The sequence below is a fragment of the Azospirillum sp. 11R-A genome, from assembly GCF_049472615.1.
GTDB classification, from domain to species: domain Bacteria; phylum Pseudomonadota; class Alphaproteobacteria; order Azospirillales; family Azospirillaceae; genus Azospirillum; species Azospirillum palustre.
This window is the reverse complement of record NZ_JBCEBL010000031.1, coordinates 1-16,839: the sequence shown is the minus strand read 5'-3', so window position 1 is coordinate 16,839 and position 16,839 is coordinate 1. Positions and strand designations below refer to the sequence as shown.

The following is a 16,839-nucleotide window of genomic DNA, read 5'->3' as shown; positions in this document are numbered from 1 at the left end:
CCCTTCGATTTGGACAGACGGTCACCCGATGAGCAAGACCAAGCGCGCGCTGATCATCAGCCATGGCCACCCCTCCTTCTCGCTGGGCGGGGGTGAGGTCGCCTCCTACAACCTGCACAACGGCTTGCATGACCTGCCGGGCTGGGAAAGCCACTATCTGGCCCGCGTGGCGCCGCCCATCGCCCAGCACCGCGGCTCCGCCCTGATGGCGCTTCGCCAGAAGGAGCGGGAGGTTCTGTACTACGCCAACGACTACGACCATTTCCGCCTGTCCAACCGCAACCTGCCGGGGCTGGAGAAGGACTTCGTCCGTTACGTCCGCGACCTGCAGCCGGACGTGGTGAACTTCCACCATTTCCTGGGGTTGGGGATCGAGACGATCCAGGCGGTGCGCCAAGCCCTGCCGCGCGTTCCCATCGTCGTGACGCTGCATGAATATCTGTCGATCTGTCATCACCACGGCCAGATGGTGAAGACCAGCCGCAACACGCTGTGCTACCGCTCCAGCCCGGCCGACTGCGCCGGCTGCTTCCCGCACATCGGCGAGGCGGAGTTCTTCAAGCGCGAACTGTTCCTGAAGACCTTCCTGGAGCAGGCCGACTTCTACATCAGCCCGTCGAACTTCCTGATCGACCGCTATGTCGACTGGGGACTGCCGCGCGAGAAGTTCCGCATGATCGAGAACGGCCTGACCATCGAGGGCATCGCCCCGCCGCGCCCGGTCACCCGCGGCGGCAAGCGCAACCGCTTCGCCTTCTTCGGCCAGCTGACCGAGTTCAAGGGCGCGCACCTGCTGGTGGAGGCGGTGTCGCGCCTCTCCGACAAGGTCTGGGGCGAGGATGGCGCGCTGATGATCTTCGGCGGCAATCTGGAACGCCAGCCGGAGGCCTATCAGAAACGCTTCAACGACGCGGTGGAGAAGGCCGGTGACCGGGTGCGCTTCTACGGCAGCTACCGCTCGGCCGAACTGCCGGGCCTGATGAAGGACGTCGACTGGATGATCATCCCGTCGATCTGGTGGGAGAATTCCCCCGTCGTCATTCAGGAGGCCTTCCTGCACGGTCGCCCGATCATCGCCAGCAACATCGGCGGCATGGCGGAGAAAGTGACCCACGGCGTCGACGGCCTGCATTTCCGCAACGGCAGTGTCGAGGATCTGGTGGACCGCATGACGGAGGCGCTGACCACGCCCGACCTGTGGGACCGCCTGCGCCTCCGCATCCGCCGCCCGATCGACCGCGCCGAGTGCGCCCGTCAGCATTCGGAGGTGTTCGACGCCCTGCTCGCCGCCAGCGGTGCTGCACCCTCCATGCCGGAACGGGCAGTGGCTCAGCGGTCTTAAAAACAAAGACAAGATGGTCTGTGATATTTTCGGAAGTGTGGAATATTATGCTCCGACATCGTCTGAATATCTTGCTAGTATTGGAATGAAAGTCACGAGGCCTTCCAAAAAAGGTCTGTGCGCCAATTCGAATTGTTCCGGCAATTGTCCGGATATCATCCATCCCTATTGACGCCAAACCCAGGGAGCTCCGCTGTGGCCAACATTCTCGTCATGATTCCGTCGGGCGAAGTCTATGATCACGACTGCGTGCGTTGGTACAGCTATCAGGACATCCAGCGCAGCATCGACCACTACCACAACATCGGCGACGCCTTCGTCTTCGACTCCTCGTTGAAGCTGCTGACCTACGACAAGCTGGATGTGCTGGAGATCCGTGAGTTCCGCCAGGAGGTGGTCGACCGGATCAATGCCGAATACGACTATGTTTTCCTGCGCGGCAGCAACTACATCCACGATTCGATGGACTGGCCGGCGGCGACCATCCAGGTGCTGGCCAAGCTGCGCATCCCCGTCATCGGCTTCGGCGTCGGGGCCCAGGCGCCGGCCACCGGCAAGCTGACGCTGACCGAGGAAAGCAAGCGCATCTGGCGGATGATCGCCGACAAATCGACGACGCTCGGCGTGCGCGGCACCTACACCGCAGAAGTGCTGTGGGATCTCGGCATCAAGAACACCCGGATCGTCGGTTGCCCGACCGCCTTCCGCAACCGCGACCCGGAGCTGCGCATCGACCTGCCGGCTCTCGACAGCGTGCGCAAGGTCGGCATCACCATGCGCCGCGAGGTCTCCAAGCATTATTCTCCGGATGTGCGCAAGTATCTGGAGCGCCACCGCGACTTCGTGAAGGACATCTCCCGCCGCTTCGACACCGTGCTGATGATGCAGGGCGAGGTCGAGGAGAAGAAGCTGCTCTGGGGCACCGAGGAGCAGAAGGCGGAAGCCTGGGCGCACCTGCATGACAGCGCCTGGCTGAAGCAGTGGTATTTCGACGACGAGATGGATGCGCTGTACCGTGAGCGGCTGTGGTATTCGGACGTCGTCGCCGATTATGAGAACCTCGTGCGGTCGAAGGATCTCGTGCTCGGCTATCGCCTGCACGGCAACCTGATGGCCCTGTCGAACGCCACGCCGTCGGTTTACTTCAGCTATGACAGCCGCACGGCGGAGTTCGCGGAGACCTTCGCGATCCCCTGCTACAACGTCTATTCCGACAAGCCCTTCGTCCTTGAGGAATATTGGGACCAGAGCCTGTTCGAGAAGTTCAACCGCACCTACTACCAGCGCTATCGCGACATGCGGGAGTTCCTGGACGAGAACTACGTTCCTCACCGCATGCCCAGCCACACCCTGCGCCGCACCACGGAACGCAAGGCGGCATAAGCGCAGACGCGCCTTTTTCCAGCCCGACAATCGTCCAGAACAACCGGAAACCGGTCCCATGTCCGCCACTGCCAAGATCGTCGAGCTTCGCGACTCCACCCCCGTGGCCGATCCCCTCGACGCGCGCCAAGCGGCGGCCATTGTCGGTCATATCGACGCCTTGCAGGGGGGGCGTGTCTTCGGTTGGGCCTGGGACGGCAACCATCCGGCCGACCGGCTGGAGATCGAGTTGCGGCTGGAGTGGGACGGCGGTCCGCCGGAAACGCTGGCACGGGTGGCGGCCGACCGTCCGCGGCCCGATCTGGCCGGCGGCGGCATCGGCGATGGCGCCCATGCCTTCGAAGCGGAGGTGATCCTGCCGGAGGGGGCGGACCCGTCGCGGGTGGTGGCGGTGGTGAGGTCGCCCTCCACCGGCGAGACGGCGACCTTCGCCCAGCCGAATCCGGAGGACCAGCGGCTCGACCGGCTGCTGGGGCCGCATCTGCACCGCATCGGCGAGCGGATCGACGCTCTGCGCCGCGACCAGCGCCAGCTTGCCGCCGCCCAGCAGACCATCGGCCGGCTGCTGCGCGATGCGGGCGAGGGGGTGACGGCGCTGCGGGCCGACACCACCCGCCTGGAAACAGCTCATGGCGAGCGTTCCGAAGCCCTGGCCGAGTCCGTGCGCGAACTGTCCGAGCGTGTCGGCGGCCTGGAGGTTTTCCTGATGCGGATGGACCAGAGCCTGCGCGGACTGGACAGCGCATCGGCGGAAAAGACCGGCGGGGCAGGGTGGTCACCGCTGCTGACCGTGCTGGGGTCGACGGCCGGCGCCTTCCTGGCGGTTCTGGTCGGCTGGCTGGTGCTGCACTGATCGGGACGGTTCCGCTAGACTGAAGAGTAGGCAACCGCGGGGGACCCGGCGGTGTTTACCCTTCGCGGCCCCGGCGTCCCTCCCATCGGGGGCCGTGCGGTGCGATAAAGCGGAGCCTGCCCACATGCTTGACGGATTTCCCGTCGCCGAACCCGCCCCCGATGCGCCGTTTCCGGTCCCGGCATCGTCCCCCACGAGCTTATCCGTCGGCAGCGAGGGCGAACTGGCCGTCCGGCTCGCCGCGCTCGCCCGGCGGCCCGGCGGTGCCCTGCTGCTTGCCCGCAGCGATGCGCGCGCCACCCGGCTGGCGCGGCTGGTGGGCGACCTTTTTCCCGATCTCGACACCATTCTGCTGCCCATCGACGAGACGGCGGCCGGCGACCGTGCCGCCCCATCGCGGGCCGTGCTGGGCCGCCGCGCCGCCGGGTTGATGCGGCTTGCCGAAAGGGGAGAGCCGGCCTCTGGGCGGCTGGTGGTGGCCTCCGCCGATCTGGCCTTGCAGAGGGTGCCGCCGCCGCAGGCCTGGGCGGGCGGGCATTTCCGCCTGACCCGCGGCATGGCCTATGACGAAGCCGCTTGGCGCGGCTGGTTCGCCCGCACCGGCTATGTGATGGACGACCGGGTCGACGAGCCCGGCGAGGTGGCGATCCGGGGAGCGGTGGTCGAGGTCTTTCCCGGCCACTGCGACCGCCCGGTCCGCTGCGACATCGCCGACGGGGTGGTGCGTGACCTGCGCCTCTACGATCCGGTGTCCCAGCGCTCGGTCGAGTCGATCGACGAGCTTGCGCTGGGGCCGGTCACCGACCTGATCGTCGGGCCGGAGATGCTCGACCGGCTGGCTGCCAGCCTTGCCCGATTGGGATCCGCCCTGCCGGAGGGGCTGCGGCGGGAGTTGGAGGAAGGTCGCCGGCCCTATGCCTTCGACCTCCAGCTTCCCAATGTTTTCGATGACTGCCCGTTGCTGCTGGACCTGCTGCCGGAGGCGCTGGTCGTGCTGGACGCCGGTGCGCGCGACCGCATCGAGGCACGGGCCGACGATCTGGCCGAGGCAGGGATCGACAGGCGCATCCGGCGCGACGATCCCTGTCTGCTGCCGGTCCCGCCGCTGGAACGCCGGCTGATCGATGCCGACGCGCTGGACGAAAAACTGGCCGCCCGGACCTTGCTGCCGGTGGAGGTGACGAACGGCCCTGTCGTGGAGGCGGTACGCACCGAGCGCACGCTGCTGCGCCGGTCGGTGGGTCTGGTCGGGGAGGGCCGTGCCGTGCTGCTCGCCGCCCGATCCGGTGCGGGCGAGGCCGACCGGCTGGCCGAGCGGATGTCTTCGGCATTGGGGCGCCCGGTGCCCAGGCTGGACCGCTGGCCCGAGCCGCCGCTGGCGGCGGGAGACTGCGCCGTACTGGCGTTGCGGAGCGCCGGCGGCTTCACCTGCGACGGCATGACCGTGCTGGTCGCTCCCCGCCATGCCGAGGAGCGCGGCGGGGAGGCGCAGGTCCGGCCACCGCTGGCCCCGTCCGAATTGTCGACCGGCGATTTCGTCGTGCACCTCGATTACGGCATCGGCCGGCTGATCGGTCTGGAGACCATCGCCTCCGGCGACGGCGAGGATGACACCGCCGATTTCCTGGTGCTGGACTATGCCCATGACGACCGGTTGCTGGTGCCGACCGCCGATTTCGACCGGCTGTGGCGCCACGGCTCGGCCGACACCGGTGCGAAGCTCGACAGCCTGAAGAACGCTCATTGGCTGGAACGCCGCGCCGTGCTGGAGGCGGAGATCGGCGAGACCGCCAAGGGCATCCTGCGCGAAGCCCGCCGCCGCGCGCGGGAGTCGGCGCCGGTCATTGACCCGCCGGTCGACCGTATGCGCCGCTTCGGCGCCCGGTTCGGCTTCGACCCGACCGAGGGGCAGCGCCGCGCCATCCAGACTGTGCTCGATGCCATGCGCCAGGGCCAGCCGATGGACCATCTGGTCTGCGCCGACGTCGGCTATGGCAAGACCGAAGTGGCGTTGCGCGCCGCCGCCGCGGTCGCCTTCGCCGGCCATCAGGTCGCGGTGATGGCGCCGACCTCCGTCCTCGCCCGCCAGCATCTGGAGGTGTTCCGTCGCCGCTTCGCCGGCTTCGGCATCAGGCTGGAGCCGCTGACCGGCGCCATGACCAAGACCGAGAGCGACCGCGTGCGCGCCGGGCTGGCCGACGGGTCGGTCGACATCGTCATCGGCACCCATGCCCTCTTGTCCAAGGATGTCCGCTTCCAGCGTCTCGGCCTGATGGTGGTCGATGAGGAACAGCGCTTCGGCGCGACGCAGAAGCAGGCGTTGAAGCGGCGCATCAAGGGCGTCCACAGCCTTGCGCTCAGCGCCACCCCGATTCCGCGCACCTTGCAGGGCGCCCTGGCGGGTCTGCGCGGCCTCAGCATTATCGATACGCCGCCGGCCCGCCGCCGGCCGGTACGGACCGCCGTCACGCCCCGCGACCCGACCACGGCCCGTGCCGCCCTGTTGCGTGAGCTGGGACGCGGCGGACAGGTCTTCTGCGTCACCCCGCGCATCGCCGACCTCGGCGAACTGGAAGAGTGGATCCGCGGGCTCGTCCCGTCGGCCTGCATCGCCGTGGCGCATGGCCGGCTGGGAGCGGCGGCGCTGGACGATGCGGTGATGGGTTTCGTCGATGGCGAGAGCGATATCCTGCTGGCGACGCCGATCATCGAATCCGGCATCGACATTCCGCGGGCCAACACGCTGCTGCTGTTCCGCCCCGACCTGTTCGGGCTGGGCCAGCTGCACCAGCTGCGTGGCCGGGTCGGGCGCGGTGCGGTGCAGGGCTACGCCTACCTGCTGACCGACCCCGACCACCCGCTGGAGGAGCGGGCGGCGCGGCGGCTCGGCTCGCTGGAGGTGATCGAAAGCCTGGGTGGCGGCTTCGTGCTGAGCATGCTCGACCTCGACCAGCGCGGGGCCGGCGACCTGCTGGGCGAGGACCAGAGCGGCCATCTGCGTGCGGTTGGGACCGAACTCTACCAGCGCATCCTGGCCGACGCCCTGCGGGCGCTCCGCCGCCAGCCCGATGCGCGCTGGGATCCGGAGGTGACGGTCGCCGTGCCGCACGGCATCCCGTCGGCCTACATCCCGGAAGAGGAGCTGCGCATCGGCCTGCACCGCCGCATCGCCCGCACCCGCGAGGCGGGCGAGCTGGACGCCCTGCGCGAGGAGATGGAGGACCGCTTCGGCCCGCTGCCGGTCCCGATGGAGCGGTTGCTGGCCATCGCCGGGCTGCGCTGCCGCTGCCGGGCATTGGGCATCGCCTCGCTCGGCTGCGGCCCGGCGGGCGTGGCGGTCACCCTGCGGGGCGAGCGCGCCTCGGCCAGGGCGGCGACGCTGGCGAAGCGCTCGAAAGGCGTCCTGCGAGCCCAGGACGACCGCCTGTCGGCAGCGCTGGAGGCGCCGGATGCCGAAAGCCGGCTGGCGAATGCGTCCCGCGTGCTCGACTGCATCGAGACGATCGTCCGCAAGGCACAGCGGCGAAAGCGGGAATAGCCCCTTTCAGCGACGGGCGTGGCCGATGACCCGCGGCAGGATGGCGGTGAGCGCCAGGGTGTCGAAGCAATGCTCCAGATGCGCCGACCGCAGCTTCGCGCGGCGGTCGGCGTCGACGGACAGAGCTGCGAGACGGCTGACGGCGTCGTCTTCTCCCGCGAAGGTCAACCGGTCCTCAGTCGGTCCGAACAGCCGGTCGGTGTCGGCATGGCGCCAGCTGACCAGCAGCCCGTTGCGTTTGACGATTTCCAGCGTTCTGGGAAAAATCGCCGTGTCGAAGGCGAGGCTGCCGAAATCCAGGCAGGCCGCCGCGTCGGGGTAGGCGTTGCGCGGTGCCGGCGAGACCGGGCCGGCCTTGAGGCCGAACCGTTCCCACCCATTGCCCCACAGCGAGAAGCCTTCGCCCAGACCGCGGCGCAGCGCGGTGGCGAAGCGGCGGCGGTTTTCCACCGCGAAGGCGATGGTGAAGGCGCGGTTGAAGTCCAGCGTCCAGGCCGGCTCAGCCGAGCGGTCGGCCAGCCCGCAACGGTCCATGGCCTGCACCCTGTGCAGTGCCGGCCGCTCCGTCATCGCCGCCGCCACTGCTTGCGCATCGCGTTGGATCGAGGGAGCCACCGGCTCACGCCCGGCTTCCAGATGCTCGGGCCAGCCCTGTCCCAGATAGAGGACACGGTCCCGCACCGACGATTCCGCATCGGCATCGAACTGTCCCTTCATCGCGGCATAGGGGTGACGTTGCAGTCCGGGCGTGTCCGGTGCCATCCAGCGCTTGTAGAGATCGACCGATCCGTCCGCCGCGGGGGCGGTGCAGATCCAGCGATGGACGCCCAGCGGCTCGTGGAAGACCCGGCTCAGCCCCAGTCGGACGGCCTGCTCCGCCGATCCCTGGCACATGCACCACATGGAAACGTCGTTCTCGGCCATCCAGCGGTCGGCATCGCGGATCTGTTCGGCATTGGCGGCGCCGATCTCCTCCAGCGGGTGCTTCAGGCACACATGCACGATGGCCGGCGGAGTGCCGAACTGCGCGATGTAGTCGCGCAGCATCTCCACGGTCGGCCTGGGGATCTCGAACAAATTCAGCACGAACAGGGCGTCAATGCGGCGGTCGATCACATCCTGTGAGATGTCGGGCAGCGCCAGCACCGACTCATGCCCCAGATCGACCAGAGCCGCCTGGATCGACCACAGGATTTCCGACGTGCCCTGTCCGCACAGCAGGAAGCGCATGCCGCTATCTCCGCTTGTCGAACAGGCTGACCGCCTCGGCCATGTAGGCGGAAAGCTGGCCGTTGTCGGCGCCCTCCCGCTCGACTGCCTCGATGCGGCTACGGGCTTCCTGCCGAGCCCCGGCCAGCAGCGCCGGATCGCCCGCCAGGGCGACGGCACGGGCGACGAAGGCGTCGTTGTCGTCGACCAGAAAGGAAGGTCCGGCCACGCTGGCGACATCGCCGCCGTCGAAGGACAGCACCGGCACGCCGCCGGCCATCGCCTGGGCCGCTCCCGCCCCTCCACCGGCACGGCGCGGGTTCACGAACAGGTCGCAGACCGACATCAGCGCTTCCACGCGGTCGACATGGCCCAGGCTGCGCAGACGTCCGGCGTGGCGGTCGGCGGCAAGCCGTCCGGGCAGGCTTTCCACCCCGCCGGCGAACAGCACCAGCGCCCGCGGGATTGCATCCAGGATCCGGCCCAGCAGATCGAGGAACCCGCCGCCGGTCTCCGCATCAAGGCGGTTTCCGACGATGACGCAGACGAAATCGCCCTCCTGCAAGGCGAACTCCGCCCGTGCCGCCGTCTCCCCGGTGTGGCGCAGCGACAGGCCGAAGCGTGCCGGACGCCAGGATTGTGCCAGCCGTCCGCTTCCCGGCGGTCGCACATGGCCGCCGAAATCCAGCACGATGTCGGCGAGCGACACGGTCTGCCCGCTGGTGGTGGGGACGCACATGACCGGATACGCGTTTCCCAACAGGTCGGCGACGATCACCGAACCGCCGAAGCCGATCACCAGATCGGGGTCGAACACCTCCACCGCCGACAGGAAGCCGGACAGCTTGTCGGCGGTGAGGCCGGGAACGGTGGAGGACAGCATGCGGATCCGCTCGCCGCCGCAGCGGATCGTCTGCTCTCCCGACAGCCGGTCTTCGACCGCGGCGGCGAAGGGCGGGACGAAGGCACTGTAATAGCGGTCCGGCATCATGTTGGTGTTCAGCACCAGCACCGTCCGGCCCAGGTAGCGCTGCAACCGCACCGCCAGCAGCAGCAGGTCGCGCGACGGCTGGTGTTCGGCGGACAGGAACTGGTTGGTCACGATGACCACCCGTCCCGCATCGGGCATGCCTGCCTGCCGTCCGGCCGGAACCAGCTCCAGCCGCACCGCAACCTGCCGCAGGAACCGTTCGTAGAAGGGAAAGAGGTGTCCGACGACGAAATCGGGCACCGCGCCCAAGTCCATCCGCATCAGGAACAGCTGGCGCTGCATCGACCAGTAGATCTGGTTGATGCCGTCCAGCGATGCCAGATCCAGCACGGTGTCCAGCATCTCCAGGATATGCAGGTAACGGTGCAGATCGCCGGAGACATAGGCCAGCGCCGATTCGCGCAGGATAGGGTCCAGGCCGGCGGTCACGCCGTCCAGCCTTTCCATCGCCACCGCATCCCGCCCCAGCCCCGCGGCCCTGGCGGACTCGCAGCTGTCGGAGATTGCCTTCAGCGCCTCGCCGGTTCCGGCCGGACCGCAAAGACGGGCAATCAGGTCGATCAGTTCCGTGGCATGTGAATCGGAGGCTTGCATCGTTGGAAAAATCCCGGCTGGCGCAGCGGCCACCGGCGGCGCCTCGACGGGGCGGGATTGTGCCGGCATCCGTTTCCACCGATAGGTGCGATGCCGGCAGCTGTCAATGCACTCGCTCCGCGACACGGTCGCCATGTCGGTCGCCACATGCCGCCCCGGATCGGGAAGGCACGTGGCCGCCGGCTGCCATTACCACGTCGGGAAGAACAGCAGCAGCAGGGAGAGCGCCGCGAGGATGCCAAGAATGGTCCACATGGCGGGGCGCCCCAGGCCCCGCGAGGTGCCGGCCTTGGGGAGTTCGGTGCCCACATTCCGGGAAGGGCCAGCCATTGCGTTTGCTCCTGACAGTGTCGATCTGTCGGTAATCAACAAGGCAAGGCCGGTAAAGTTGCCGCTTCCGGCCATCCTTCCCCATCTGCCCCCAGACGGCGCGGGCTTGGCGACAAGAGGCGGCACGGATTTTCTGGAAGCGCTTTTTGCTTTACCGCCAATGGGTTGATTGCGTCTTGCGGATTTCCCGCGGAAATCGGCGAAAAAACCACTTCCCAAGCGCACCAGCCATCGGCAAACTCTACACAAGAAATAGAAAAGTTGCCGCGGGTATCACGAAAAATTCCCGTGCAATTCAGGAGCCACCGAAGGAGACCTTCTGTCATGTCGCTTCGCCGCCTGACTCTTCTCGCCGCCGGTCTGACCATGGCCTGGCTGGGTGTGGCCGCCGCCGATTCCAAGGACTCGCTGCTGAACGTGTCCTACGATCCCACCCGGGAATTCTATGTTGAGTTCAACAAGGCGTTTGCCAAGAAGTGGGAAGCCGAAACCGGCCGCGCCCTGACCGTGCGCCAGTCGCACGGCGGCTCCGGCAAGCAGGCGCGTTCTGTGATCGACGGGCTGGATGCCGACATCGTGACCCTGGCGCTGGGCTACGACATCGACGCCATCGCCGATACCGGGCTGCTGCCGAAGGACTGGCAGAGCCGCCTGCCGAACAACAGCTCCCCCTACACCTCGACCATCGTGTTCCTGGTGAAGAAGGGCAATCCGAAGGGGATCAAGGACTGGAACGATCTGGTGAAGCCGGGCGTCCAGGTCATCACCCCGAACCCGAAGACGTCGGGCGGCGCGCGCTGGAACTATCTGGCCGCCTGGGCCTATGCCCTCCAGGCCAACGGCGGTGACGAGGGCAAGGCCAAGGAATTCGTGGCGCAGCTGCTGAAGAACGTCCCGGTTCTCGACAGCGGCGCCCGCGGCGCCACCGTGACCTTCACCCAGCGCGAGATCGGCGACGTGCTGCTGGCCTGGGAGAACGAGGCCTACCTGTCTCTGCAGGAATTCGGCGCCGACAAGTTTGAAATCGTTGTCCCCAGCCTGTCGATCCTGGCCGAGCCGCCGGTTGCCGTCGTCGACAAGGTCGTCGACCGCAAGGGAACCCGCAAGGTGGCCGAGGCTTATCTCCAGTTCCTCTATACCCGCGAAGGACAGGAGATCGCCGCCAAGAACTTCTACCGTCCGCGTCTCCCGGAACTGGCGAGCCAGTATGCGGGACGCTTCGCCGATGTTAAGCTGGTCACCATCGACCAATTCGGGGGCTGGCGTGCCGCACAGGAGAAGCATTTCTCGGACGGTGGTGTCTTCGACCAGATCTTCCAGAAGGGGCGTTGACCTATGGTCGCCGCTGCCGACAGCGACGGCGCTCTGGCAGGAAAGGGGGGTGCGGTGACGGTCCGCGCCCCCGTTCCTCTCTTCCGGAAGCCCAGCGTTCTCCCCGGATTCGGGCTGACGCTGGGCTTCACGCTCAGCTATCTCGGCATCATCGTGCTGGTCCCGCTGGCCGCCCTGATCGTCAGGTCCAGCGGGCTTGGCTGGAGCGGGTTCTGGTCGGCGGTGACGACACCCCGCGTTCTCGCCGCCTTCGAGGTCAGCTTCGGGCTGTCCTTCGCCGCGGCGCTGACCAACGCGATCTTCGGTTTCCTCGTTGCGTGGGTGCTGGTCCGCTACGACTTCCCCGGCAAGCGGCTGGTGGATGCGCTGGTCGATCTGCCCTTCGCCCTGCCGACGGCGGTGGCCGGCATCGCGCTGAGTGCGCTCTATGCCCCTAACGGCTGGCTGGGCAAGCCGCTGAACGAGCTGTTCGGCATGAAGGTCGCCTTCACGCCACTCGGCATCGCCATCGCGCTGACCTTCATCGGCCTTCCGTTCGTCGTCCGCACGGTGCAGCCAATCCTGCAGGACCTGCCGGCGGAGGAGGAGGAGGCAGCGGCCTCGCTGGGCGCCTCGCGTTTCCAGACCTTCCGCAGTGTCATCCTGCCGGCCATCCTGCCGGCGCTGGTCACCGGTTTCGCCCTGTCTTTCGCCCGCGGGGTCGGCGAATACGGCTCGGTCATCTTCATCGCCGGCAACATGCCGGGCCTGACGGAGATCCTGCCGCTGCTGATCGTCATCAAGCTGGAGCAGTACGACTATGCCGGCGCTGCCGCGGTCGGTACGGCGATGCTGGGGGTGTCCTTCGTCATGCTCCTGATCCTCAACCTCCTTCAGCAGTGGATGAGGTCGCGCCATGCCCGCTGAGACGTCTGCAAGCACCAGCATAACCGCCCCGGTCTCCATCCAGGTGCCGCAGGGGCGATCCGCGCTGACCGAACCCGGCTGGGTCCGGGCGCTCCTGATCGGCGGAGCCCTGCTGTTCCTGGCGCTGTTCCTGCTGCTTCCCCTGGTGGCGGTGTTCGCCGAGGCGCTGCGCCGCGGCTTCGGTGCCTATTGGCTGGCGCTGACCGAACCGGACGCGGTCGCCGCGATCGAGCTGACGCTGATCGTCGCCGCCATTTCGGTGCCGGCCAACCTGCTGTTCGGCGTCGCCGCCTCCTGGTGCGTCGCCAAGTTCGACTTCCGCGGCAAGAATCTGCTGATCACGCTGATCGACCTGCCTTTCTCGGTGTCGCCGGTGATCTCCGGCCTGATCTACGTCCTGCTGTTCGGCATGAACGGGCTGTTCGGCTCCTACCTGCGTGACATGGGCGTTCAGATCATCTTCGCCGTGCCCGGACTGGTGCTCGCCACCATCTTCGTCACCTTCCCCTTCGTGGCGCGCGAACTGATCCCGCTGATGCAGGAACAGGGCTCCGACGAGGAGGAAGCTGCACTGGTGTTGGGCGCGTCCGGCTGGCAGACCTTCTGGCGGGTGACGATCCCCAACATCAAATGGGGCCTGCTCTACGGCGTGCTGCTGTGCAATGCCCGCGCGATGGGCGAGTTCGGCGCCGTGTCGGTCGTCTCCGGCCATATCCGCGGCGAGACCAACACGATGCCGCTGCATGTCGAGATTCTCTACAACGAATACAATTTCGTCGCCGCCTTCGCGGTCGCCTCGCTCCTGGCCATGCTGGCCCTGGTCACGCTGGTCGTGAAGACCGCGCTGGAGTGGCGCTTCGGGGACGAGCTGGCGGCGTCCCGGCACTGATCGCCGGGCTCTGGAGAGGAAAACGGGACCAATGGCGATCCAGGTTTCAGGCATCACCAAGCGCTTCAACGATTTCACCGCCCTCGATTCCGTCGATCTGGAGGTGAAGTCGGGGGAGCTTCTGGCCCTGCTCGGCCCCTCCGGCTCGGGCAAGACCACGCTGCTGCGCATCATGGCCGGGCTGGAAAGCCCCGATGGTGGCGGTCTGCTGCTGAATGGCGAGGAAGCGCTGGGGCTGAAGCCGCGCGACCGGCAGGTCGGCTTCGTCTTCCAGCATTATGCCCTGTTCCGCCACATGACGGTGTTCGACAACGTCGCCTTCGGCCTCAAGGTGCGGCCGCGCGGCGAGCGCCCCGGCTCGGCCGAAATCAAGCGGCGGGTGACCGAGCTGCTGGAACTGGTGCAGCTGTCGCCCTTCGCCGGGCGTTATCCGGCGCAGCTGTCGGGCGGCCAGCGCCAGCGCGTGGCGCTGGCTCGCGCTCTGGCCATCGAGCCGAAGGTGCTGCTGCTCGACGAACCCTTCGGCGCCCTCGACGCCAAGGTCCGCAAGGAGCTGCGGCGCTGGCTGCGCAAGCTGCATGACGACATCCACATCACCTCCGTCTTCGTCACCCACGACCAGGAGGAGGCGCTGGAACTGGCCGACCGGGTCGTCGTGATGAACCAGGGCCGGATCGAGCAGATCGGCACGCCGGCGGAGGTCTACGATCACCCGGCCTCCGCCTTCGTCTACGAGTTCCTCGGCCAGGTGAACCGTTTCGACTGCACGGTGGAGGGCGGCATCGCCCACGTCGGCGGCGGCGCCCTGGCCATCCCGACCCAGGGCGGCGTGCAGGGGCCGGCGGTCGCCTATGTCCGCCCGCACGACCTTGGGGTCACCCCGGCCTCGGCCGGTCCGGCACGCATTTCCGGCATCCATGTCGTCGGGCCGGATGCCCGGATCGACATCGACCTCGCCGGCCTGTCGCTGGAGGCGGAGATGGACCGCGAACGCCTCGCCACGCTCGGCATCGCCGCCGGCGACCGCTGCGCGATCCACATCGACCGGGCGCGGGTGTTCGCTCGCTAGAGTGTGATCGTTTCAAGCGGAAACGCTTGAAACGATCACACGGAAAACCAAAAGGTTGGAGTCTGTCAGCCCGCCGACTGCTGATCGGCGAAAGTCCGGTAATTGCCGTCGCGGTGGGCTTTCAGGCTGAGGTCCACCGCCGCGGCCTCGACCCCGGCGCTGCGCAGGACTAGGCCGGCCAACTGCAGGCTGGCCTCCATGGTTTCCGGTACGATGGCGCTGGCGCCCGCACTCGCCAGTGCAGCACTCTGGCCCAGATCGTGGGCGCGGGCGATGATCGGCAGATTGGGGGCCGTGGCATGGATCGCCTCCACGGCGCGGTGGGCGGCGTCCGGCCGGTTCAGCGTGATGACGGCGGCCCGCGCCCGTTCGATCCCGGCGGCGCGCAGCACAGTGCCTTGGCTGGCGTCGCCGTAATAGACCGGCAGCCCGTCATGCCGTGCGGCGGCGATGCGCTGCGGCTCCAGATCCAACGCGACATAGGCGATGTTGTGCTCGGTCAGCAGCTTGGCGACCGCCTTGCCGACACGGCCATAGCCGCAGATCAGCACATGGCTTTTCAGATCGCTGGTTTCGATGCCGAATGCCTCGGCGCCCAGCCTGGCCTCGATCAACTGGGCAATGCGCTGGGCGACCGCCCCGATCGCCGGAGTCACCGCCATGCTGAGCGCCACCGAAGACGACAGCAACAGTCCGGTGTGGCCGTCCAGCACAGACAGGCCGACTGCCTTGCCGATCAGGACAAAGGCGAACTCGCCACCCTGCGACAGCAGCAGCCCGATCCGGAGCGAGGTCGCCAGTCCCAGCCCCGACAGCCGGCAGAGGAGGAACAGCAGCAGGCTCTTGCCGACCAGCAGGGCGACGGTCAGCGCCGCGATGGTCTGCGCCTCCACCGCCATCGCCGGCAGGTCGAGCGACATGCCGACCGTCATGAAGAACAGGCCGAGCAGCAGGCCGCGGAACGGCTCGATGTCCGCCTCGACCTGATGGCGATAGGCGGTATCGGCCAGCAGCATCCCGGCCAGGAAGGCGCCCAGCGCCATCGACATGCCGGCTTCCGCCGTCAGCCAGCCGACCGCCAGCACCACAAACAGGTTGGTGGCGGTGAACAGCTCCGGATTGCCGGCCGAGGCGATGAAGCGATAGGCCGGGCGCACCACGAAGCGGCCCAGCAGCATGATGCCGAGGATCGCGGCAACCGCCTTCGCCGCGGCGAGCGCCAGGGCCAGCGGAATGCTGGCATCGGGATCGGCCAGCAGCGGCAGCAGGGTCAGCAGCGGCACCACCGCCAAATCCTGGAAGATCAGCACGGCGACGGAAATACGGCCGAAGCGGGCGACCGTCTCGCCACGCTCCACCAGCAGCTTCAACACCGTTGCGGTCGAGGAGAAGGCCAGCATGCCGCCGACGATCAGTGCCGCCTCGGGCGCCAGGCCGAGCCACCAGGCGGCACCGCCGATGGCGGCGCTGGTCAGCCCGACCTGCATCAGCCCCAGGCCGAAGATGTAATGCCTCATGGCGCGCAGGCGCGAGACCGGCAGTTCCAGCCCGATGGCGAACAGCAGGAAGACGACACCGAATTCCGACAGCACCTGCGGCACCGCCAGATCGACCACTGGACCCGGCGTGTGCGGGCCGAGCATCGCGCCCGCCACCAGATATCCGAGAACCGCGGGAATGCGCAGAACCTGGAACAGCGGCACCACCAGAATCGCGGCCAGCAGCAGGAACAGGACGTCGAACAGAAGGGCAGGGTCGTGCATGGCCGGATAGGAAGATTGGAGCAGGGGCGCCCCTGTATCGTCCCCCACTTGCCCCTTCCGCAAGCGCGATGGCACCGTAAGGCCGCCATTTCCCCGCCGAACGCAAAGCGTTACGTTGCGACAGGCGGGGTAAGGCAAAATCGCTATGACGGTGCATTTTATCCTGGACGAGCCGCAAAGGGCTGCGTATATACCCGGCCCTCGACCGACGGTGCCCTTCACGAAAGCGAAGACGCCAAGGGCCGAGGCCCCGATGGATTGGGGCAGCTGCGTTTCTTCTCATTGCTTCGCCGACGCTTCGGTGGAGATGCCGAAAAAAGGGCTTGACCCGTTCGGCTGAAAGAGATAGAAAAGTTGCCTGCCAGCGCGAACCGACCGGTTTGCGCTCTTCCGATCTTAAAATGACGATGCATCAAGCCGGTTCACCGGACGATGATCTGTCGTGATCGGAATGGATCTTGGACATTGTAGATCGTGAAGTCGAGAAGGGATGCGCAGGCGGCGGCAGTTGGTAGCCGTTGCGGCCTTGGGGTGTTGGTTCTCAGTTGGGGATCGGCACAATCGAGGATCGTCTGTGCATCTTTTGAGCAGAGAAACTGTATCAGTATCGACGTTTCAGGAGATCGCCTAGGCGGTCCTG

At 67.3% G+C, this 16,839-nt stretch carries 12 protein-coding genes; 8 read left to right on the top strand and 4 right to left on the bottom strand.

What is annotated here, in order from left to right:
- Nucleotides 1-28 precede the first annotated feature (28 nt).
- From VH569_RS29350 to VH569_RS29335, 4 genes are all read left to right on the top strand, one after another.
- Complete coding sequence (locus tag VH569_RS29350; RefSeq protein ID WP_423320107.1) at nucleotides 29-1,342, top strand: glycosyltransferase family 4 protein; 1,314 nt, start codon at nucleotides 29-31, stop codon at nucleotides 1,340-1,342.
- Nucleotides 1,343-1,537: 195 nt separating this feature from the next.
- Complete coding sequence (locus VH569_RS29345; protein WP_423320106.1) at nucleotides 1,538-2,725, top strand: polysaccharide pyruvyl transferase family protein; 1,188 nt, start codon at nucleotides 1,538-1,540, stop codon at nucleotides 2,723-2,725.
- Between the two features lie 58 nt (nucleotides 2,726-2,783).
- Nucleotides 2,784-3,578 (top strand): hypothetical protein, encoded by a 795-nt coding sequence (locus tag VH569_RS29340; RefSeq protein WP_423320104.1) that lies wholly within the window; start codon nucleotides 2,784-2,786, stop codon nucleotides 3,576-3,578.
- A gap of 124 nt (nucleotides 3,579-3,702) precedes the next feature.
- On the top strand, nucleotides 3,703-7,116 hold the full coding sequence (locus VH569_RS29335) for a DEAD/DEAH box helicase (protein ID WP_423320102.1): 3,414 nt from the start codon (nucleotides 3,703-3,705) through the stop codon (nucleotides 7,114-7,116).
- Nucleotides 7,117-7,122: 6 nt separating this feature from the next.
- On the opposite strand, the gene VH569_RS29330 is transcribed toward VH569_RS29335, so the two are convergent.
- The 3 genes from VH569_RS29330 to VH569_RS29320 form a co-directional block, all read right to left on the bottom strand.
- Nucleotides 7,123-8,346 (bottom strand): glycosyltransferase family protein, encoded by a 1,224-nt coding sequence (locus VH569_RS29330; RefSeq protein ID WP_423320101.1) that lies wholly within the window; start codon nucleotides 8,344-8,346, stop codon nucleotides 7,123-7,125.
- A 4-nt stretch (nucleotides 8,347-8,350) separates the two neighbouring features.
- A complete protein-coding gene (locus VH569_RS29325; RefSeq protein WP_423320100.1) occupies nucleotides 8,351-9,910 on the bottom strand; it encodes a glycosyltransferase in 1,560 nt (519 codons plus the stop codon).
- 189 nt (nucleotides 9,911-10,099) lie between these two features.
- Nucleotides 10,100-10,315 carry a hypothetical protein gene (locus tag VH569_RS29320; RefSeq protein ID WP_423320098.1) on the bottom strand — a complete coding sequence of 72 codons (216 nt, stop codon included), beginning with the start codon at nucleotides 10,313-10,315 and terminating at the stop codon, nucleotides 10,100-10,102.
- A 249-nt stretch (nucleotides 10,316-10,564) separates the two neighbouring features.
- Here VH569_RS29320 and VH569_RS29315 point away from each other — a divergent pair, with 249 nt between their 5' ends.
- The 4 genes from VH569_RS29315 to VH569_RS29300 are packed head-to-tail and all read left to right on the top strand — an operon-like array spanning nucleotide 10,565 to nucleotide 14,436.
- Complete coding sequence (locus tag VH569_RS29315; protein WP_098737752.1) at nucleotides 10,565-11,572, top strand: sulfate ABC transporter substrate-binding protein; 1,008 nt, start codon at nucleotides 10,565-10,567, stop codon at nucleotides 11,570-11,572.
- A gap of 3 nt (nucleotides 11,573-11,575) precedes the next feature.
- On the top strand, nucleotides 11,576-12,478 hold the full coding sequence (gene cysT / locus VH569_RS29310; protein ID WP_423320097.1) for a sulfate ABC transporter permease subunit CysT: 903 nt from the start codon (nucleotides 11,576-11,578) through the stop codon (nucleotides 12,476-12,478).
- On the top strand, nucleotides 12,468-13,367 hold the full coding sequence (gene cysW / locus VH569_RS29305; RefSeq protein WP_423320096.1) for a sulfate ABC transporter permease subunit CysW: 900 nt from the start codon (nucleotides 12,468-12,470) through the stop codon (nucleotides 13,365-13,367). The genes cysT and cysW overlap by 11 nt, the downstream gene beginning before the upstream one ends.
- Before the next feature lie 31 nt (nucleotides 13,368-13,398).
- Nucleotides 13,399-14,436 (top strand): sulfate/molybdate ABC transporter ATP-binding protein, encoded by a 1,038-nt coding sequence (locus VH569_RS29300; RefSeq protein ID WP_377810718.1) that lies wholly within the window; start codon nucleotides 13,399-13,401, stop codon nucleotides 14,434-14,436.
- 65 nt (nucleotides 14,437-14,501) lie between these two features.
- Here VH569_RS29300 and VH569_RS29295 read toward each other — a convergent pair whose 3' ends face one another.
- On the bottom strand, nucleotides 14,502-16,247 hold the full coding sequence (locus VH569_RS29295) for a monovalent cation:proton antiporter-2 (CPA2) family protein (protein ID WP_423320094.1): 1,746 nt from the start codon (nucleotides 16,245-16,247) through the stop codon (nucleotides 14,502-14,504).
- Nucleotides 16,248-16,839: the final 592 nt, after the last annotated feature.

Coding starts and splice junctions, on each gene's coding strand:
- VH569_RS29350 (WP_423320107.1), top strand. CDS start 29: ATGAGCAAGACCAAGCGCGCGCTGATCATCAGCCATGGCCACCCCTCC.
- VH569_RS29340 (WP_423320104.1), top strand. CDS start 2,784: ATGTCCGCCACTGCCAAGATCGTCGAGCTTCGCGACTCCACCCCCGTG.
- VH569_RS29335 (WP_423320102.1), top strand. CDS start 3,703: ATGCTTGACGGATTTCCCGTCGCCGAACCCGCCCCCGATGCGCCGTTT.
- VH569_RS29330 (WP_423320101.1), bottom strand. CDS start 8,346: ATGCGCTTCCTGCTGTGCGGACAGGGCACGTCGGAAATCCTGTGGTCG.
- VH569_RS29325 (WP_423320100.1), bottom strand. CDS start 9,910: ATGCAAGCCTCCGATTCACATGCCACGGAACTGATCGACCTGATTGCC.
- VH569_RS29320 (WP_423320098.1), bottom strand. CDS start 10,315: ATGGCCGGAAGCGGCAACTTTACCGGCCTTGCCTTGTTGATTACCGAC.
- VH569_RS29315 (WP_098737752.1), top strand. CDS start 10,565: ATGTCGCTTCGCCGCCTGACTCTTCTCGCCGCCGGTCTGACCATGGCC.
- cysT (WP_423320097.1), top strand. CDS start 11,576: ATGGTCGCCGCTGCCGACAGCGACGGCGCTCTGGCAGGAAAGGGGGGT.
- cysW (WP_423320096.1), top strand. CDS start 12,468: ATGCCCGCTGAGACGTCTGCAAGCACCAGCATAACCGCCCCGGTCTCC.
- VH569_RS29300 (WP_377810718.1), top strand. CDS start 13,399: ATGGCGATCCAGGTTTCAGGCATCACCAAGCGCTTCAACGATTTCACC.